The sequence below is a fragment of the Rhizobium sp. FKY42 genome (genome assembly GCF_005222835.1).
Lineage (GTDB): Bacteria > Pseudomonadota > Alphaproteobacteria > Rhizobiales > Rhizobiaceae > Neorhizobium.
The window spans coordinates 397,150-414,640 of sequence record NZ_STGA01000029.1; the positions used below are offsets into that span (position 1 = coordinate 397,150).

The 17,491-nt window shown below is 59.5% G+C and carries 17 protein-coding genes and 3 pseudogenes; 8 read left to right on the forward strand and 12 right to left on the reverse strand.

Annotated elements, in window-relative coordinates:
• Positions 1 to 15: 15 nt before the first annotated feature.
• Positions 16 to 603: a YqaA family protein gene (locus E8M78_RS12750; protein WP_137135384.1), complete on the reverse strand. Its 588-nt coding sequence runs from the start codon at positions 601 to 603 to the stop codon at positions 16 to 18.
• A gap of 134 nt (positions 604 to 737) precedes the next feature.
• Between E8M78_RS12750 and E8M78_RS12755 the strand changes: the two genes are divergently transcribed.
• Positions 738 to 1,115 (forward strand): MbcA/ParS/Xre antitoxin family protein, encoded by a 378-nt coding sequence (locus tag E8M78_RS12755; RefSeq protein WP_137135385.1) that lies wholly within the window; start codon positions 738 to 740, stop codon positions 1,113 to 1,115.
• Positions 1,075 to 1,836: an RES family NAD+ phosphorylase gene (locus tag E8M78_RS12760; RefSeq protein ID WP_137135386.1), complete on the forward strand. Its 762-nt coding sequence runs from the start codon at positions 1,075 to 1,077 to the stop codon at positions 1,834 to 1,836. The genes E8M78_RS12755 and E8M78_RS12760 overlap by 41 nt, the downstream gene beginning before the upstream one ends.
• Here the strand turns inward: E8M78_RS12760 and E8M78_RS12765 are convergent.
• A pseudogene (locus E8M78_RS12765) lies at positions 1,829 to 2,146 on the reverse strand (MarR family transcriptional regulator); the annotation flags it as partial. The gene E8M78_RS12760 and the pseudogene E8M78_RS12765 overlap by 8 nt on opposite strands.
• On the opposite strand from E8M78_RS12765, the pseudogene E8M78_RS12770 reads away from it, so the two are divergent.
• Together E8M78_RS12770 and E8M78_RS12775 are read left to right on the forward strand one after the other, a co-directional pair.
• Positions 2,143 to 2,472 (forward strand): annotated as a pseudogene (locus tag E8M78_RS12770) (DUF899 family protein); the annotation flags it as partial. The pseudogenes E8M78_RS12765 and E8M78_RS12770 overlap by 4 nt on opposite strands.
• Positions 2,473 to 2,495: 23 nt before the next feature.
• A pseudogene (locus tag E8M78_RS12775) lies at positions 2,496 to 2,912 on the forward strand (VOC family protein); the annotation flags it as partial.
• An 18-nt stretch (positions 2,913 to 2,930) separates the two neighbouring features.
• Here E8M78_RS12775 and E8M78_RS12780 read toward each other — a convergent pair.
• The 5 genes from E8M78_RS12780 to E8M78_RS12800 all read right to left on the reverse strand — a co-directional run bounded on the left by E8M78_RS12780 (position 2,931) and on the right by E8M78_RS12800 (position 8,996).
• Positions 2,931 to 4,328 carry an ATP-binding cassette domain-containing protein gene (locus tag E8M78_RS12780; protein ID WP_137135389.1) on the reverse strand — a complete coding sequence of 466 codons (1,398 nt, stop codon included), beginning with the start codon at positions 4,326 to 4,328 and terminating at the stop codon, positions 2,931 to 2,933.
• Positions 4,325 to 5,158: an ABC transporter permease subunit gene (locus E8M78_RS12785; protein WP_137135390.1), complete on the reverse strand. Its 834-nt coding sequence runs from the start codon at positions 5,156 to 5,158 to the stop codon at positions 4,325 to 4,327. Before E8M78_RS12785 ends, E8M78_RS12780 begins: the two co-directional genes overlap by 4 nt.
• Positions 5,155 to 6,087, reverse strand: a complete 933-nt coding sequence (locus tag E8M78_RS12790; RefSeq protein ID WP_348640117.1) for an ABC transporter permease — start codon at positions 6,085 to 6,087, stop codon at positions 5,155 to 5,157. The genes E8M78_RS12785 and E8M78_RS12790 overlap by 4 nt, the downstream gene beginning before the upstream one ends.
• Positions 6,087 to 7,592: an ABC transporter substrate-binding protein gene (locus E8M78_RS12795; protein ID WP_246658308.1), complete on the reverse strand. Its 1,506-nt coding sequence runs from the start codon at positions 7,590 to 7,592 to the stop codon at positions 6,087 to 6,089. The genes E8M78_RS12790 and E8M78_RS12795 overlap by 1 nt, the downstream gene beginning before the upstream one ends.
• A 117-nt stretch (positions 7,593 to 7,709) precedes the next feature.
• On the reverse strand, positions 7,710 to 8,996 hold the full coding sequence (locus E8M78_RS12800) for an MFS transporter (protein WP_170973414.1): 1,287 nt from the start codon (positions 8,994 to 8,996) through the stop codon (positions 7,710 to 7,712).
• 152 nt (positions 8,997 to 9,148) lie between these two features.
• Between E8M78_RS12800 and E8M78_RS12805 the strand changes: the two genes are divergently transcribed.
• Positions 9,149 to 9,499 (forward strand): HNH endonuclease, encoded by a 351-nt coding sequence (locus tag E8M78_RS12805; protein ID WP_137135394.1) that lies wholly within the window; start codon positions 9,149 to 9,151, stop codon positions 9,497 to 9,499.
• 128 nt (positions 9,500 to 9,627) lie between these two features.
• Entirely contained in the window at positions 9,628 to 9,930 is a 303-nt protein-coding gene (locus E8M78_RS12810; protein ID WP_062552930.1) for an alkylphosphonate utilization protein, read from the forward strand.
• On the opposite strand, the gene E8M78_RS12815 is transcribed toward E8M78_RS12810, so the two are convergent.
• Genes E8M78_RS12815 through E8M78_RS12825 form a run of 3 tightly spaced genes read right to left on the reverse strand, consistent with a single transcriptional unit; the run spans position 9,931 to position 12,774 of the window.
• A complete protein-coding gene (locus tag E8M78_RS12815; RefSeq protein ID WP_137135395.1) occupies positions 9,931 to 10,932 on the reverse strand; it encodes a hypothetical protein in 1,002 nt (333 codons plus the stop codon).
• Positions 10,929 to 11,180, reverse strand: coding sequence for an acyl carrier protein (locus tag E8M78_RS12820; protein ID WP_170973415.1), 252 nt, complete (start codon positions 11,178 to 11,180; stop codon positions 10,929 to 10,931). The genes E8M78_RS12815 and E8M78_RS12820 overlap by 4 nt, the downstream gene beginning before the upstream one ends.
• A gap of 10 nt (positions 11,181 to 11,190) precedes the next feature.
• Complete coding sequence (locus tag E8M78_RS12825; RefSeq protein ID WP_137135397.1) at positions 11,191 to 12,774, reverse strand: AMP-binding protein; 1,584 nt, start codon at positions 12,772 to 12,774, stop codon at positions 11,191 to 11,193.
• Positions 12,775 to 13,051: 277 nt separating this feature from the next.
• Here E8M78_RS12825 and E8M78_RS12830 point away from each other — a divergent pair, with 277 nt between their 5' ends.
• On the forward strand, positions 13,052 to 13,867 hold the full coding sequence (locus E8M78_RS12830) for a calcium-binding protein (protein ID WP_137135398.1): 816 nt from the start codon (positions 13,052 to 13,054) through the stop codon (positions 13,865 to 13,867).
• Positions 13,868 to 13,937: 70 nt separating this feature from the next.
• Here E8M78_RS12830 and E8M78_RS12835 read toward each other — a convergent pair whose 3' ends face one another.
• Both E8M78_RS12835 and E8M78_RS12840 read right to left on the reverse strand, forming a co-directional pair.
• A complete protein-coding gene (locus E8M78_RS12835) occupies positions 13,938 to 14,693 on the reverse strand; it encodes a hypothetical protein (RefSeq protein WP_137135399.1) in 756 nt (251 codons plus the stop codon).
• Positions 14,694 to 14,771: 78 nt separating this feature from the next.
• Positions 14,772 to 16,367, reverse strand: coding sequence for a helicase HerA-like C-terminal domain-containing protein (locus tag E8M78_RS12840; protein ID WP_137135400.1), 1,596 nt, complete (start codon positions 16,365 to 16,367; stop codon positions 14,772 to 14,774).
• 132 nt (positions 16,368 to 16,499) lie between these two features.
• On the opposite strand from E8M78_RS12840, the gene E8M78_RS12845 reads away from it, so the two are divergent.
• Positions 16,500 to 17,471, forward strand: coding sequence for a YihY/virulence factor BrkB family protein (locus E8M78_RS12845; RefSeq protein WP_246658309.1), 972 nt, complete (start codon positions 16,500 to 16,502; stop codon positions 17,469 to 17,471).
• The last annotated feature ends 20 nt before the right edge of the window (positions 17,472 to 17,491 follow it).

Consider the following 17,491-nt stretch of genomic DNA (forward strand, 5'->3'; position numbering starts at 1 on the left):
AAAGGCAGCTATACGTCAACGCAGGAAGTGGTAGGCCAGATACACCGCAATCAAAAGAATGGCCGCGATACCGGTGATGAGGCTGAGGCGTTTTTCGATGAAGTGGCGCATTTCCTCACCATAGCGGTTCAACAGCCATGCCAGCGCGAAGAAGCGCGCGCCACGGGCGACAACGGCCGAGACGGTGAACCAGAACAGGCTGAAGTTTGCTACGCCAGAGAGGATCGTCACCACTTTGATCGGCGGCAGGTGCGCTGCACCAGACGTGACCAGCAGCAGGAGGATGGTTTCCCAGTTTACCGATGCCGCAAGCTCATCAAACGTATCGAGCTTGCCATAGAGAGCGAGGACCGGCTTTGCCACAGTCTCAAAGGCATAATGGCCGATCATCCAGCCCAGAATACCACCCAGCACCGAGGCCACCGTTGCGATGGCCGCATAGAGAAAAGCACGCTTTGGCCTTGCCAGGACCATAGGCACGAAGAGCACATCTGCCGGTACGAGGAAGAAGGAACTTTCCACGAAGGCGATTATGGCGAGCCACCAGGCGGCAGCCTTGCGGGCAGCGAGCGCCATGGTCCAGGCATAGAGTTTGCGCAGCATGGAGGTTCCTTAAGAAGATGACCCCGCCGCATTAGAGGGTGATGAAGGGGGTTGCAAGGTGGTGGGGGCCAAGCCGGATGCACTTGCAAAGACCAAGGGACTGCATTATCTTTCATGTGAAAGGAACAGAAACTATGCTTTCACATGAAAGAGAGAATACGGCTGAAAGAGGCGCGGTGGTTTCCAAGGCGGCGCTGCGTGCCTGCGAACGGCTGGAGATACGCGGTCGTCTGCTGGGCCGCATTCTGGGCCTATCAGAGGCGTCCGTATCGCGGTTGAAGCGTGGCGACCTGACGCTTTCGCCCGATGAAAAACCATTTGAGCTGGCGCTGATGTTCATTCGCTTGTTCCGCTCGCTCGATGCGATTACCGGCGGCGACGAGACCGTGGCGCGCGCGTGGATGCGCAATGAAAACAGCGCGCTGGGTGGTGCGCCGATAGACCGAATTCTGACCATTGCAGGTTTGACCGATGTTCTTGCCTATCTGGACGCCCGACGCGCTCTCGTCTGAGGCCCGCCCGATAGAAGGGCGATTCTGGCGGCTGGTAGAAGCGCAACATCAGGTGTCCACCATGAAGCTGGTGGATACGGTGGATGAACAGGCGCTTCTGGAAAGCCTGCTGGAGGAAACCAAGCCCGCCCTGCCACCCGAAGCGCTTGGGCTGGATTATCTGCTGGCAACGCCTTTTCGCTATGGCGCGATCTATCCGCACGGTTCTCGCTTTCGTCGCGCAGGAAGAACACCAGGTGTTTTTTATGCTGCAAGGGCCGTCTCTACCGCCGTGGCCGAGATGGCGTTTTACCGGCTTCTGTTCTTTGCCGAGTCACCCCAGACTCCACTTCCCGCCAATGCGGCAGATTATACTGCCTTCGCCGCAGAGATCGGCACCGCAGCCGGTCTGGACCTGTCCGAGCCACCTTTGGTCAAGGATGATGCGGGTTGGACGCATCCAACCGATTACGGCGCCTGTCAGGCATTGGCAGAGGCTGCTCGCAGCGCCGGGATCGAGGCCATACTGTATCGATCGATCCGCGACCCGGCTGGCGGCATGAACATCGCGCTGCTGACGGCCAAGGGTTTCAAACGACGCGAGCCGGTGGAACGGCAGAGCTGGCGCATACATCTGGCCACCCGCCACGTTCAGGCACTATGCGACTTTCCCCGCCAGCGCATCGGCTTCCAGCTAGAGGATTTCGCGCAGGATCCGCGCATTGCCAGCCGCCTCACCTGATCCTTGCCATTCCCTCCCTCAATGCATCGGAACCGCCCTCGCCCAGCGCCTTGTCAATCTCCTCATGGGTTGCCGTCCAGATCGGCAGAGCACGCTTGAGGGTGAGAAGCCCGTCCTGCGTCAATTTCAGCAGACGGCTGCGGGCATCCTTCGGATCGGTCAGCACCTCGATCAACCCCCGTCGCTGAAGGGGTTTCAAGGCAGCGGTCAATGTGGTGCGGTCCATGTCAAGCACCGAGGTGACTGAACTCATCGTTGCCGGATGCGGCCTGTTGAGGGACATCAGCATGGAAAACTGGCCGTTCGTCAGCCTTCGGGTCGCACTTCAACTATGATTTCGGCGTTTCGTTTACGCCCGAACAGCTGGCATCGGGATCGGTGTTCTATAACTTCCGCGAGACGCCGACGGCGCAGGCGCATGATGAGCTGCCCGGTCAATCCGCCTTCTATCGGGATGGTCAGGGGCAGATTTTCCATACCTATTCCTCCTACGCGCGCGGCGGCGAGGAATGGCTGGCGACGATGATGATCCTCGATACGGCGCCGCTTGGCCGCAACGAAAGTTCCACCATGAACTTCATCAAGCGTCATGACGAGTATGAGACAGCGACGAAAACCAGTGGCTGCTGCCATTGAAACAAGAACGGGAGGAGAGTGACATGCCATCGACAACCCATGGAAAATTCATCTGGTGCGAATTGATGACCACCGACATGCAGGCCGCCAGCGACTTCTATTCGAAGGTCGTGGGCTGGAAAGCCAAGCGCATGCCGATGCCCGGCGCCGAGGGCTTCGACTATGGCATCTTCGACACGCGCGCAGGCGACGAGGATTGCGGCGTGGCCGGCTTCATGACCATTCCGCCGGAGATGGCAGGCCATATGCCGCCGAACTGGACCGGCTATGTGGGCGTGGACGACGTGGATAAGACCGTCCGGCAGTTCGAAGCGGAAGGCGGTTCCGTTCGTCGTCCAGCAGAAGATATTCCCGAAGTCGGTCGCTTTGCGGTGGTGGCCGATCCGCATGGAGCGGTGATCTGCATCATGACACCGACGCCGATGGACAACCCGCCGCCCATGGCGGCCATGGTTTTGTCAACCGATCGAGATCGTGCGATCGCAGGTCTTTTCAATCAGTGCCGTATCGTGGCTGACAAGCAGCAGCGCTGAGCTGCGCTCCCGCGCCAGCTCCACCAGAAGCGCGATGGTTTCCTGCTGGGTTATGAGATCGAGCCGCGATGTAGGCTCATCGGCAAACAGGAAGACGGGATCGAGCAGCAGTACCCGCAGAAGCGAGAAGCGTTGCAGTTCTCCACCTGAAACCTGATCCGGCCTGCGGTCCAGCAGGTGCTCCCCAAGGCGCAGCCGCCGCATGAGCGGCGCTATGCGGGCCTCCTCCAGCCGATGCAGGGCCAGAAGATCGGCAAGGCTTTGCTTGAGCGTGGCACGCGCCGGAAAGGCAGCGGGCGGATCCTGATAGAGCTTCTGGTAGCGGTGAACGGAAATGCCATCCGCGCGGCGTACTGTGCCCGTATCGGGTTTCAGGAGGCCCAGCAGGAGATCCCCCAGCGAGCTTTTCCCGGAGCCGCTTGGTCCCGTCACACCAATGATTTCGCCCGGATGGATGGCCAGATCAATATCGGCAAACAAGCGCTTGCCGCCGCGGGTCTTGCCGAGCCCTGTGGCGGAGAGGACGCAGGAGGCCGAGGTCGATGGTTCGGCTTCCAGCTTTTCCCAATTCTGCGGATCGGCGGCGATCAGGCGTTTTGTATATTCATGCTGAGGCTCTGCCAGAACGTCGGCAGCCTGCCCCTGCTCCACGATCCGGCCCTCCAGCATCACAGCAAGATCACCGCCCATCTGGCGGGCGAGCGCCAGATCATGGGTGATAACCAGCACGGTTCCGCCGGCCCTCACCTCCCGCATCAGAAGATCGATCACCTCATCGCGGCGGGCAATATCGAGCCCCTTGGTCGGCTCATCGGCAATGACGATGCGCGCACCGCCCGCACGCGCTGCCGCGAAGGCCACGCGCTGGGCCATGCCGCCGGACAGCTGGCCGGGAAGTTTGCGCGCCGCTTCGGCGACACCCAGATCCTGAAGATCGCGGTCGGCTGACTGTCGGGCCTGATTGGTCTTTTCGTTGCGCAGGAAGCGATAGCTTTCTTCCACTTGAGACGAGGCGGCCATGATGGGGTCCAGCGCTAGCCAGGGCTCCTGCGGCAGAATACTGACCTTGCGGCCCCAGAGGGGTTTCTGAACGCCGGGAACCGAAAGATCGAGCGTCTGCCCCTCGATGAACAGCTGGCCGCTTGCCGTCAGGCCATCGGGCAGAAGGCCCATCAGTGCCTGTGCCAGCAGGCTTTTTCCTGAACCGGTTTCACCGAGGATCGTGAATGGCCTGCCCGCCTCCAGCGAGAAGGAAAAGGGCTCGACAAGGCGCCCGCCCGACCCGTGCACGGCGGCACCCTGTACCTTCATCAGCGTGCTCATACCCTCTCCTTTCCGGGCTTTTCCCTTGCCGCAAGCAGTTGAAGGGCCAGAACCATCAGGAAGATCACGGCAATGGGTTGCAGCAGGGCGTGGGGTGCTTCCTCATAATAGGGCAGAAGCTCGATCATCATGAGCCCGAGTTCCGGAGTTGGCGGACGCACACCCACACTGACGAAGCCGAGCGCGGCAACGGCCATGATGGCGGAGGCTCCACCAAAGGCGCCGAGGCGCAACAGGATGGCGGCAATTTCCGGCCAGACATGGCGTTTGAGAATATAGACCGGACCAAAGCCCAAAAGGCGCGAGGCTTCTACCGCAGGCGACTGGAGAATGGGGCGTGCCAGTGCCCTCGTCACGCGGAAATACTCGATCCACAGCACCAGCGAAATGCCGAGATAGAGCATGGCCGGATTATCCGGCACGATGGCCGTCAGCATCAGAACCAGCAAGAGGCCGGGAAGCGCCAGAAGCGATTCCGATACGGCACCGATGGCGCGATCTATGAACCCGCCACGCCATGCGGCCAGCACGCCGAGCAGGATGCCGGGCACCATGGCCGTGACAACCGAGAGCAGCGCCAGCCCCAGCGAGAGACGCAGCGCCGCAGCAAGCCGCGCCGCCATGGAACGGCCCAGGTGATCGTAACCGAACCATGCGGCGGACGATGGCGGCTGAAGCGCGAGGCGCAGGCTCTGTTTCAGTGGATCGGCTCCGCCAATGACCAGCGGCAGAAAGGCGAAGACCACCAGCCCCGCCAGAATGGCAAGACCAAGCGTTTTGCGCGGGGAAAAGCGCACGGAAAATGGTTGCACGGAAACAAGGCTGGTCATGCATCTCTCCGGCGCGGATCGATGATATAGCAGAGGCCATCGACAGCCGCATTGAGGGCTACGAACATGAGGCCCATGACCAGCGCCGTACCTTGGATGACCGGCACATCACGCCCGAAAATAGCATGCACCAGCGCATGGCCAATGCCCGGCCAGGCAAACAGGCTTTCGACCACCACCACGCCTTCCACCAGATAGATGAACTGGACACCGAGATAGGTGACGATAGGCACTGCGACATTGCGCAATCCGTGACGGGTAAAGACCTGCCCTTCCGGGAGGCCCTTGGTGCGGGCAAAACGATAAAACTGCGATTGCTCCACATCCACCATGGCATCGCGCGCCACTTGAGCCGACACAGCCGCAAGACCAAGCGCCAGCGTGACGGCAGGCAGAATGAGGTGGCTGCCATGGGTGTGGCCTGCCGTTGGCAGCAGGTTGAGCATCAGCCCGAAGATGACGATGAGGCCAAGGCCCACGACGAATTGCGGCAGCGCCCGCAGTGCCGTGGAGACGAGCATCAAGCCACGATCCAGAAAGCCACCGCGATTGAGACCGGCGAGAATGCCAAGCGGCGGCCCAATCAGAAGCGACAGAAAGATAGCCGTCACCGCCAGTTGCAGCGTGTGGCCAAGCTGCATGACCAGCTCATCCCAGACCGGCTCGCCACTCACCAGCGAGGTGCCGAGATCCAGCCGCAACAGATCGTAGAGCCATAGGCCGAGCGCCTGAATGGCGGGCTTGTTGAGATCCAGTTCGGCGGCCACTTTCGCAGCCGCCGCACTATCCACCACATCATAACCATAGCGCCCTGCGGCAATGCGATAGGCCACATCGCCGGGCAGAAGGCGGATCATGATGAAAGTAAGCAGACCGACCGTGAAGGCAACCAAAACCGCCTGAAGCAGACGGTTGAGGATCATTCTCATCACTTGCCCCACCGCATGGTTTCAAGGCCGAAGGTGCGCTCGAATGGATCAATGCCTGCCTTTTCCAGCTTGGGCGAAACGGCGACCGTCTGCTGATACCAGGCGACCGGAATGACCGGCAGATCCGCCTGAATGGCCGCAACCGCCTGACGGCGCAGCGTTTCGCCCTGGCTGACGTCCGCAATGCGCGTCAGGCCATCCAGCGCCTGCTGGAAGCCAGGGTTCACCCAGTTCATGGCACCCCAGTCACCGCCGGCCGGGCCATAATCGGAGAGCATGGTGCCAATCGGGTCCGGCACCAGCGCGAAGTTGCGCGCCATCAGCGCCAGTTCCAGCGTGCCGTTCTGGTGCTTGGCCGGAATTTCGCTGGAATTGGTGGAGTTGATCGTCACCTCGACGCCGATCTCTTTCCACTGCTCCTGCAAGACAGCCGCCAGCAAAGGCAGTTCCGGGCGATCCGGATAGGTGGTCAGGGTCAGCGCAAAACGCTTGCCATCCTTGGTCAGAATGCCATCGGCACCCTTTTTCCAGCCAAGGCCGGTGAGCAAAGCCTCTGCCTTTTCCGGGTCATAGCTGAGTGGAGAGAGGGAGGCATCATGCCAGATGCCAAGGCTTGGCGGGAAAAGCTGGGTCGCGGCTGCCGGATAGCGCAGGATGGCAGTGGCCACACCTTCGCGATCAATGGCAAGGCTCAAGGCTTCACGCGCCTTCACATCGCTGAGCAGCGGATGACCTGCATTGAGCTTGATGAGAACGCTGCGGGGAATGGAAACCGAAATGAGCTTCACCTTGTCGCTCTTGGCAAGGCGGGTACGGCTGGCGGGATCGAGGTTGAACACGTAATCCGCATCGCCGCTTTCGGCCATCAGGGCGCGGGTTTCGGCGCGACCGACAGCGAGATAACGGGCCTGCTCGATCTCTGGCTTTGCGCCCCAATAGCCATCGAAGCGCTCCACCGCGAGGCTCTGCGGCGCTTCCAGCTTGGTGAGCTTAAAGGGGCCACTGCCGATGATGGATTTCACCTCCGCCCCTGCATAGGACGCAGGTGCCAGGATTTGTGCCCGACTTTCCGCCAGGAAGGCCAGAAGCGGCGCAAAGGGCTTCGACAGCGTGATCTTCACCACCGCATCACCATCGGCAGCAATCGCCTCAATCGGCGCTTTGCTCAGAAGACCCGGCTTGGCGCGCGCCACATTCAGCGCGGAGGCCACCGCCTCTGCCGTCAGGGCCGAGCCATCGTGAAAGCGCACATTCGGCTGAAGGGTGAAAAACCATTGCTTGCCGTCTTCCGAGACCGTCCACTGCTTTGCCAGTGCGGGGGCAGGCTTGCCTTGCGCATCCGCCTCGACCAGCGTCTCCACGATGCGCATGCGTAGGAAAACATCGCCGGATTTTGCCGGATCAAGTCCGGTGATCTCAAAGGGAGCGACCACATCCACAACGCGGTCTTCTGCTGCGGACGCCGGTGAACTTGCTAAAAGAAGACCGACCGCGACGCCTGCCATGAGGTTTCTAAACATGAGCCACCATAAATGTTATACAATTACGCCGCTCATAGACAGCAAATCAGGCGTTGTCCATGGGGTGAAATCCGGGAAAATGTGGATAGCGATTGCGGGTTGTCAGTCCTGGCGCAGTTTCACCGTCACGCCCTTGGCCGCAAGGAAGGCCAGACCGGAAAGGCAGGCGGACGCACCCCATAGGTAAAAGATGGCGGCTGTCGGGGTTTGCGCTGCCAGGAGCGATTGCGCGCCGAGGAGAGAGGCAAGCCCACCGATGACGCTGGAGCCGAAGACAAAGCCGCTGGTTTCCAGAGAGGGCAGAAGCGCACTCGTGGTCATGCGGTGTTCGGGATCGGCATCCTCGATCACCGCATGGCTGGCACTGGCGAAGGCCATGGCAAAGCCGACGCCATTGAACACCTGCCCGACCAGAACCAGCGGCAATATCAGAGTGTAGAGGCCCGTCGAGACAAGGGCCGCGCCGCAGATCTGCAAGAGCGGCCCAAGCCTCATGATCCGCTGGCGGATGGCCAGATTGTCGATCCCGCCAATGGGTATGGCCGCGACGCTCCAACTCATCGACAACGTGATGAGAACCAGCCCGACCTTGACCGGCACGAGCCCCAGCCGATGATGCAGCGTGTAGGCCAGGAACACGGTCGAGACGCTTTGCGCGCACATCATCAGAAACAGCAGCCAGCTGCCGCAGCCGACCGTAGACGAGACGGTGAACAGGCGCGGCGGAATGAGCCGGTGCGGCGTCGCAGGCTTCTCCGCCCGCTTCTCCTTCGGCAGGGCAAAGGGCATGACGATGAAGAAAAGCGCCACCACCGGAACACTGACGGCGAGAGCTGCACGCCAGCCGACGTGCTGTACCGTGAGCCCGCCCGCGAATGGCCCCAGCACGGCGGCTGCGGCCCAGAGCACGGCTTCCACGGCAAAGATGCGCGGCACGAGCTTCGGTGGAAAGAGATCGGCAATGAGAGAATAGGAGAGCGCAACGATCCAGCCATCGGCCAGACCCTGCGCCACGCGACCGGCCAGCAGCATGGGCGCATTGAGCGCGGAGAACTGGATGAGAATTCCGACCAGATAGATGATCCCCGCCCCGGACAAAGCAAGGCGCGCACCGAACCGGCGGCGCAAGGGCGAGGCTGATAGCCCGCCGACGATGACGAAGGCAAAGAAGGCCGCATAAACGAATGGCAGGTAGGCAATCCCGCCCAGCGCCTCCAGCGCAATGGGCAGAACCGGAGCAATGGCCACCTCGTTGAAGGCGTGCAGGCCGATGCCGGCTGAAATGGCCAGCAGCCGCAAACCATAGGGCGCGCCAAGGATCTGACGCCAGCCGGTTACGGTCGGCTCATCATCGTCAGACGCCGTTTGGTGAGGGGATTGCTGATCCATGCCTTGTCTCCACCCCTCAAGACTTAGAGCAAGGGGCATAAAGGTGTAGAGCGAGCTTATTGGAAGAGGTCAAGCGGCTTACGCTCGAATGCTTCATGGTTGCAAGGTCTCTCGCCCGAAACCATATATCCTGCACGAAGACAGGATCGACCATGGCACGCAAGCACAGGGAAAAGGTTCCCGAATGGTACAAGCCGCCCCAAGAGGTGATCTGCCCGATCTGTGGCCGTGACATTCCCGAGGACCAGCGCGACGAGCACCATCTGGTGCCGAAAAGCCGCGGCGGGCGGGTGACGCAGACACTGCACCGCATTTGTCATCGGCAAATCCATGCGCTGTTTTCCGAAGCGGAACTGGAAACCACCTATGCCAGTGCGGAAGCCCTGCTTTCCCACCCGGAAATGGCAAAATTTGCCGCCTGGGTTTCCAGGAAGCCGCCCGGTTTCTTTGACGGCACCCGCCGCAGCAATCGCCGCAAGGAAAAGGGCCATAACCGCTGGTGAGCACTTTGCAATTTGACAAAAGCCAGAAACAGGCTGCTTTTCCGGTCAATTCCCCGATGAAGTTTTGACAGCGAGGTCTGCCGCGGCTTAAGGCCCCTCATCGGGTTTACCAATGAAGGATGCGTGCCATGGCCGCCGATGACGATGAATATGTGTATGATGAGGCGACCGGCGACTGGCGTCCGGCCTCGGAACTGAAAGCCGAAGCGGCAAAGGCTTCAGAGGTGCGCGATGCCTCCGGCAATGTGCTGGCGGATGGCGACAGCGTCGTGCTGGTCAAGGACCTCAAGGTCAAGGGCGCCGGACAGACTTTGAAGCAAGGCACTGTGATCCGCTCCATCCGCTTGACGGACAATCCGGAAGAGATCGACTGCCGCCACGATGCCATCAAGGGCCTCGTTTTGCGCACGGAATTTGTGCGCAAGCGGTAATTACAGCCCAGCAATCTCCGCCACCTTCAAGGCAAAGCCGGTGGCGGGGTGGGCGACGGCGGCACTGGTGGCCTGAAGCGACAGGTTTTGCGCCTCGGCACGCACGCGACGCTCATAAATGCGTACTGCCGCTCTCAACCGCGTGGGCGGAATGAAGGCAAACTCGGAATAAGTATGGTCTATGATATCAACCGCGTGTTTGCGGGTGGATTGCACAGGCGCGACCAAGGGACGGAAGAGGCCGCCCGTGGGTACGTCTGCTTCTGTGCCTTCGAATTCGAGATAGGTTTTACCTGCCAGCACCAGAGAGCGGCTGAGCGGGCCCAGCACCGAGCGTAACAGAGCACGATCCCGTGCCAGCAGGACACGCATGCCGGGAATACCCTTGCGTGAGGTTGGCGCCAGAATGAGCGGATGGGCAATGCCCGCCTCCACCACAACATATGCGGCGCAACCCAGAGCCCGATGATCTTCCAGCACCTGCCGGTGCTGCAGCGCCAGGGAGAGGGGCTCTGCCTCACCCTCTTCCAGCGAGAGCAGCCGAATGCCGCTTGGCGCAGACTGAAGCGATGCCGCGGGCGTCGCAACGATAATCATACCTTCGCAATGATCGATGAAGCCCAGACGGCGGTTAATTTCCCGCATCGTGGCAGACGCCGTGAGATCGGTATATTCGACATCTGGATTGGCCATCAGCCGGCGCATGAAAAGCGTCGTCATCCACTCATGGCCCGGTGCCATATAGAAGGCCGAGAAATTGATCCGTTTGCCCGGCTTGGCACCATCAAACCGCTGATCATTGGCGATTGCGAGACAGATGCCAACATCCTGACCCTTCACCTCCGCGATCTGGCCAATCACGCCGTCGCTGCGCCCTGCTGCGTAATTCAGTAGTTTTTTCACCGTCTGCGCCCATTCAGAATGGGACAGAGACGGAAAACCGGATGAAAGCAGCGCGACAGCAGCAGAAGCCTCGGCCTGATCGATTGGGCGCAGTTTCATGCAGGTGTCCGGGAACCCACGAAGTGTTCAAGGCTTGCCATATTGTCGATCTGCGTAATGTCGAAATCCTCATCGGAAAGATCGACGCCGAAATCGGTTTCCAGTGCCAAAAGAACCTCCGTTGCGGCGACTGAATCCAGAAGGCCCGACGAGAAGAGCGGCTCTGTATCGGCAATTTCGGTGATGCCGCGCTCGCTGAGAAGGTTCATCACCATTGCCCGAATGGATGCGTTTGACGTTTGGTTCATGTCTTTTCCTTCATTCGGCTGCATTGGGTCTTACAGCCTTTACCGCCTCTTCCAACTGCTGGAAAAGCGCGCGGCGATCAACCTTTCCGTTGATATTGACCGGCAAGCTATCCTCGATGCGAATCTGTGAGGGCACCATGTAGCGCGGTAGTGACTGCAGCAGCGCCGCCTCGATTTCACTCACACTTTTATCGCTGCAGCAGAAGCCGACAAGCCCCTGGGCCGAGCCATCCACCACCGGCCAGGCGACAACCGCCACCACATCCGTTTCGGCAGCCTTTCGCAGATGCGCCTCCACCTCTTCCAGCTCGATGCGGTTGCCCTTCACCTTGACCTGATTGTCGGTGCGGCCAAGGTGATGATAGGTGCCTGCCTCATCCCGCAGGCCCAGATCGCCCGTCAGATACCAGCGCTTGCCGCGAATGGTTCGGAAACGATCCGCCGTCTGTTCCGCTGCGCCGAGATAGCCAATGGCCAGTTGCGGGCCGGAGAGCGCAATTTCACCCGCCATGCAATCCGGCAGCACCTTCTGCTCGCTGTCAAGAATCGCGATTTCCATGCTGTCATAGGGCTTGCCGATGGCCAGGATGCCGCGCCCCTTCGTTTCCACGGGCGGGTTCGTCAGCCGCTGGCGCATGCAGATGACGGTGCCTTCCGTCGGGCCATAAATGTTTTCCACCACGCCATTCGGCGTTGCTGCCGCCCAGGCTTCAGCCGCCGCCACGGGCAAAGGTTCGCCGCAGAAGATGGAGAGACGAAGGCTTGGAAAGATGCCGGGTTTCAGCGAGCCATTGCGCCGCATCATGGCAATCAAGGTAGGAACCGACATCCAGACGGTGATCTCGCGTGCACGCACGAAACGCCCCGGCGCCATCATTTCCAGCGATGAGAGAATGTGCAGCGATGCGCCTGCCTCCACGCAGAGAAACAGGTTGTGCACCGTCAGGTCAAAGGTCACGTCGCAGGTTTCGGCAAGACGATCCTGCGGCGTCAGATTGGTCCAGCTGCGGCTTTCGCGAAGGTAGTTCTCCAGCGATCCGGCAGAGATCATCACGCCCTTGGGCAGACCCGTCGTGCCGGATGTGAAGATGATATAGGCGAGATCATCCGCCGCCACGGGCAGCGGTTGCGAAAGCGGTTCGGCCGCAACCTCGTTGACATGCACGATGCTCTGGCTGTTGCGCACGGATGCGGGACGTTTCGCGGCATCGGCAATGACGATGCAATCGGGTGCGGCGGCCAGCACATCCGGCGTCAGCAGAGACGCTCCGTTGACATCCGCCACCAGCGCATCCAGCTCCATCAGGCCAAGCAGGGTGACGATGCGGCTTTCCGGCCATTTGAGGTTTATCGGCACATAGGCGGCACCGGCAAAGCCCGCCGCCAGAATGCCCGCATAGGCCTCGAAACTGCGGGTTGCGAGGATGCCGATCCGCTTCGGGCGTCGCGTCCGGGAGAAATAGCCCGCCAGCTGCCGAACGCTCTCGCCCATCTCGCCATAGGTTACGTTGCGGGAAGCGTCAGAATAGAACAGCCGGTCCGCATGCGCCAAGGTGGACCGAAAGAAACCGCTCGCAATATTGAAGCCCACCACCAGATCCGCCTCCGCCCAGAACCTTGTTTGCTATGAAGTTGTAAGCAGTTTTCTAGCGGGATTCCCTAAACATCACGTTTGCCAGATCAACCCGCGACACGGATAGCGGGATGAAGAATGCGTGTTCAGCGAGTGTGGTTAATGCAACTTTGACGCAACCCTCACCGCTTCAAACTGCCCAGAATGCCGCGCAGCAGGCAAAAGCCTGGACAGCAGACCTGCCACGCCCGCCAGAAACCGGCGAAATGGTTCGTCGGCAACATAAGGAGTGTAAACGATGCCCAGCTTCAATGGCAACAATAGTAACAACACTATGGATTATCGGACCTATTCAGAGGCTCCGCCTTCAATATGGCCCGCAAATCAGGTTTGGTTGAGCCTGAACGGCCTTGGTGGCAACGATACCATTCACGGAAGCGTCTATAATGACGGCCTCTATGGTGGTGAGGGCAATGACACACTCTATGGTTACAACGGTAATGACCTGCTCGATGGCGGAAACGGGGTCGATATCCTCTATGGAGGCGATGGAAACGATTCCCTCAATGGCGGAGCGGACGATGATACCTTGTACGGTGAAGCGGGCACCGATACGCTTGCGGGAGATGGCGGCAACGACATCATGTATGGTGGCGCTGGAAATGATGTCTTCATAGGCGGAGCTGGAAACGATCAGCTCTGGGGTGGCACTGGCAATGACATTTTTTATGGTGATCAAGGTGCCGATACCATTAGAGGCGAAGCTGGCGATGATCGGATGTGGGGCGGATCAGGGAATGACAAGTATTACTTTGACGGACAAGGCTTCGACCGCATAAACGATGGTGTGACGAATACCGGCGCTGCTCGGACAGATGGAGCTTTTGACACGGAAGACGTCTTATACGTTAGCTACGCGGCTAACGACCTCGGTCTGAATAGGATCGGCAATGACCTCGTAATTTTCTCTAACGCAGACGCAGTTGATAATATCCTCAACAGCTCTGTAGTGATTGAAAACTTCTTCCTCGGGAGCCACTACGTTGTCGAAGTGGTGGCTACCTCAAGTGGCGCTGGTCCAGCATATGATTTGACAGGCCTACTGGCAGCTTAAACAACCAATTTGAAAAAACAGAGATCGAGGAGACATCAGCTCTCCTCGATTTTTTCAGCAAATCAACTTTCTAGGCATCGCCGATTTGCATTTGCTCAAGATAGTCTTGTCGCTTTTGCTTCATCTCCTGAAGCTGGGCATATTCAGGATCCGCATACATGGCGTCATAGTCGATCCATGGCCTTGGTGTTTCCGGTTGGGGAAGTGCTTCGAATTGAGCCTGTGTCAATGCCGTCTCCTGTTTGACGACACGACCGCCGAGAGCCTTGGCGATGGCTTTTGCCGTTCTTTCAGCCAGATCCGGGCCAACAGTGCCATTCAAACTGCCCATGACATCCCTGTAACGCTCGCTCCAGGCAGGATCTTTCGAAACGGCAATTCCCTGATTGTCAATCGTGGCAACGACCTTGCCCTTCACGACGATCTCTGCATAGGGTCTTGTTCCACCCCATTGCGACGGGTCTGGCGGCTCCGGCATGTGGGTATATCGATGATTAAGACCTTCCTCAAAGCCTTTGAGCATTTGCTGAGAAAGACCTTCCGGATTTTCCCAATCAGGCTTTATTTCTTGCAGATCGCTTACGCTCCAAATGGACGAAATCCCAAATAGTTTTCCCTGAAAATTGGTTGTTGCCGTTGAAGGTGTGGTGTCGATTGGAACTCCAGAACCTGACGCGTCGACCGCAATCTTCGCCTCCGGTTTCGTTTCACGCTGCTGATTGCTGTACAAGGCATCATACGCGCTTTCAGAGGCTCTGTTCGATGAGCCAGGATTGGCACGGTATGAGAGTGAAGCATAATATGAAGTTGATGCTACTGAAGTCATGAAAACTCTCCTTCCTAATATGCCGGAAGGATAGTCTCCATGCCTTGCGTCAACCTATCCTTGCACAACCGTGGGCAGTCATTGCCGCTTCAAACTGCCCAGAATGCCGCGCACCAGCGCCCGACCAATCTGGTTTGCCACCTGGCTTGCCACGGAACGGGCAGCGCTTTTCATGGCTGCTTCGATGACCGTTTCCCGCTGATAGCCGGTTCGCCCTGACGCTGCCTTCTTGCGCGGCGCTTCTTCTTCCTCCGCCTCGTCATTGCCAAAGCCCGGAAGGGTCCAGCGGCCTGCGGCGCTATCTTCTCTCGGTGCTGCGTCCGCTTCCGGCTCCAGTTCAGCGCGTTTCGGCACAGGCGCCTTACCCGCCTTTTCGGCGCGTGCCATGAGAATTTCAAAAGCGGATTCGCGATCGATATCCTTGTCATACTGACCGGCAACCGGGCTTGTGTTCAGGAGCTTTCGGCGCTCATCATCCGTCAGCGGTCCGATGCGGGCTGCCGGGGGACGGATCAGCGTGCGCTCTACCATGGAGGGTGCGCCCTTGCCTTCCAGCGTGGAAATCAGCGCCTCGCCCGTGCCAAGCTGGGTGATGGCCTCATCCGTCTTGAACTCAGGATTGGCACGAAACGTATCGGCCGCCGTCTTCACCGCCTTCTGCTCGCGCGGGGTATAGGCGCGCAGCGCATGTTGCACACGATTGCCCAGCTGCGCGAGAACCGTTTCTGGCACATCCAGCGGGTTCTGCGTGATAAAATAGACGCCGACCCCCTTGGAGCGAATGAGGCGAACGACCTGCTCCACCCGTTCCAGCAGTACTTTCGGCGCTTCGGAAAACAGAAGATGCGCCTCATCGAAGAAGAAGACGAGACGCGGCTTTTCAGGATCGCCCACTTCCGGCAGTTCCTCGAACAGTTCCGACAGCAGCCATAGCAGGAAGGTGGCGTAAAGGCGCGGGTTCATCATGAGCCTGTCGGCAGCGAGCACCGAGATGACGCCGCGTCCATCCTGGCTCGTGCGCATGATATCGGTGATTTTCAGCGCCGGCTCGCCGAAGAAGTGTTCAGCGCCCTGCTGTTCCAGCACCAGCAGGCCACGCTGGAGAGAGCCGACCGATGCCTTGGACACGAAACCGTAACGCTGCGAAATCTCGCCCGCATGCTCTCCCATATAGGTGAGGAGCGCCTGAAGATCCTTGAGGTCCAGAAGCGGCAGACCGCCCTCATCGGCAATCTTGAAGGCGATGTTGAGAACGCCTTCCTGCGCATCCGTCGCATCCATCAGGCGGGCCAGAAGCAGCGGCCCCATTTCCGCAATGGTGGTTCTGACGCGATGGCCCTTTTCGCCATAGAGATCCCAGAAAATCGTCGGGAACGACGCGTTATCGTAGTCTGCAAACTGGATCTGCTCGGCGCGCTTCAGCAAAAAGTCTTTCGGCTCGCCCATGGCGGCGATGCCGGACAGATCTCCCTTGATATCGGAACAGAAGACGGGAACACCGGCGGCGGAAAAGCCTTCCGCCATGACCTGCAACGTCACCGTCTTGCCCGTTCCCGTGGCGCCGGTAACAAGGCCATGACGGTTGCCGAACTTCAGATGCAGGTATTCCGCCTTCTTCAGCGTGTCATCCGGTTTGCGGCTGCCGCCCAGAAAGAGTTTTCCCGCGTCATCCATGCAACTGCCTCCCGGTTATCAACGTTCAAGTGTTTGCAAATGTATAGGCTGCCGTTTGCGGAACGGCAACGCCTGAAGCAGAGCGGGCGGAGGGGTAAGGCGCGAAGGGGCAAGGCGCAAAGGGGTAAGGCGATGGTGGAGACAATGACGACAGCGGAACGTGAACATGGGCGGCATGCGGAGCATCCCGGCCAGATACCCTTCAAGGGCATGAAAGATGTGTTGTACCGCGTCTATGTCTCGCTGACGCAGGATCGCGTGATGCTGGTGGCGGCGGGCGTGACCTTCTACCTGCTGCTGGCGCTGTTTCCGGCCATGGGTGCGCTGGTTTCTGTCTACGGTTTCGTGGCCGACCCGACCACGATTGCCGACCGAATTCTGTTTCTCGCGCAGGTCATGCCTTCCGATGGGCTGAACATTTTCATAGACCAGTTGAAGGCCTTGGCGACAGAGCAGAAAAGCGCGCTGAGTTTCGGCCTTATCTTCGGTCTTCTTGTCGCGCTGTGGAGCGCGAACAACGGCATCAAGGCGCTGTTCGAGGCCATGAACATTGCCTATGGCGAGGAAGAAAAGCGCGGCTTTTTCAGGCTTAACCTGATCTCCCTGACGTTCACTTTCGGCGGCATTCTGGCCGCGATCATCATCATCGTTGCGCTGGGCGTGGTTCCGGCGATGATCGCGTTTCTGCATCTGGACCAGACAGCGGAAACACTGCTGAGCCTTCTGCGCTGGCCGCTTCTGCTCGTGCTGGCCACGATCGGCATCTGCATGCTCTACCGCTATGGCCCCAGCCGCGAACCAGCCAAAATGCGCTGGCTAACCTGGGGCGCTGCCTTCGCGGCGCTGTTCTGGCTGCTGGGCTCGCTGGGCGTGACCTTCTACCTTTCACATGTGGCCGATTACAACGCGACCTATGGCACACTGGGCGCGCTGATCGGCTTTCTGTTCTGGACGTGGATTTCAGCAATCATCGTCATCCTCGGTGCTGAACTGAACGCGGAACTGGAACACCAGACGGCGATGGATTCCACCACCGGCAGCCCGCAGCCACTTGGTCAACGGGGTGCCGTCATGGCGGATACGGTGGGTGAAACGCTGACTTGACGGATCCTTCCCTCCTCCCG

Excerpts from the sequence above, each read along its gene's own strand:
- E8M78_RS12835 (WP_137135399.1), bottom strand. The coding sequence starts at position 14,693 with ATGACTTCAGTAGCATCAACTTCATATTATGCTTCACTCTCATACCGT.
- E8M78_RS12755 (WP_137135385.1), top strand. The coding sequence starts at position 738 with ATGCTTTCACATGAAAGAGAGAATACGGCTGAAAGAGGCGCGGTGGTT.
- E8M78_RS12840 (WP_137135400.1), bottom strand. The coding sequence starts at position 16,367 with ATGGATGACGCGGGAAAACTCTTTCTGGGCGGCAGCCGCAAACCGGAT.
- E8M78_RS12795 (WP_246658308.1), bottom strand. The coding sequence starts at position 7,592 with ATGGCAGGCGTCGCGGTCGGTCTTCTTTTAGCAAGTTCACCGGCGTCC.
- E8M78_RS12750 (WP_137135384.1), bottom strand. The coding sequence starts at position 603 with ATGCTGCGCAAACTCTATGCCTGGACCATGGCGCTCGCTGCCCGCAAG.
- E8M78_RS12760 (WP_137135386.1), top strand. The coding sequence starts at position 1,075 with ATGTTCTTGCCTATCTGGACGCCCGACGCGCTCTCGTCTGAGGCCCGC.
- E8M78_RS12810 (WP_062552930.1), top strand. The coding sequence starts at position 9,628 with ATGGCCGCCGATGACGATGAATATGTGTATGATGAGGCGACCGGCGAC.
- E8M78_RS12800 (WP_170973414.1), bottom strand. The coding sequence starts at position 8,996 with ATGGATCAGCAATCCCCTCACCAAACGGCGTCTGACGATGATGAGCCG.
- E8M78_RS12805 (WP_137135394.1), top strand. The coding sequence starts at position 9,149 with ATGGCACGCAAGCACAGGGAAAAGGTTCCCGAATGGTACAAGCCGCCC.
- E8M78_RS12815 (WP_137135395.1), bottom strand. The coding sequence starts at position 10,932 with ATGAAACTGCGCCCAATCGATCAGGCCGAGGCTTCTGCTGCTGTCGCG.
- E8M78_RS12780 (WP_137135389.1), bottom strand. The coding sequence starts at position 4,328 with ATGAGCACGCTGATGAAGGTACAGGGTGCCGCCGTGCACGGGTCGGGC.
- E8M78_RS12785 (WP_137135390.1), bottom strand. The coding sequence starts at position 5,158 with ATGACCAGCCTTGTTTCCGTGCAACCATTTTCCGTGCGCTTTTCCCCG.
- E8M78_RS12830 (WP_137135398.1), top strand. The coding sequence starts at position 13,052 with ATGCCCAGCTTCAATGGCAACAATAGTAACAACACTATGGATTATCGG.
- E8M78_RS12845 (WP_246658309.1), top strand. The coding sequence starts at position 16,500 with ATGGTGGAGACAATGACGACAGCGGAACGTGAACATGGGCGGCATGCG.
- E8M78_RS12790 (WP_348640117.1), bottom strand. The coding sequence starts at position 6,087 with ATGAGAATGATCCTCAACCGTCTGCTTCAGGCGGTTTTGGTTGCCTTC.
- E8M78_RS12820 (WP_170973415.1), bottom strand. The coding sequence starts at position 11,180 with ATGAACCAAACGTCAAACGCATCCATTCGGGCAATGGTGATGAACCTT.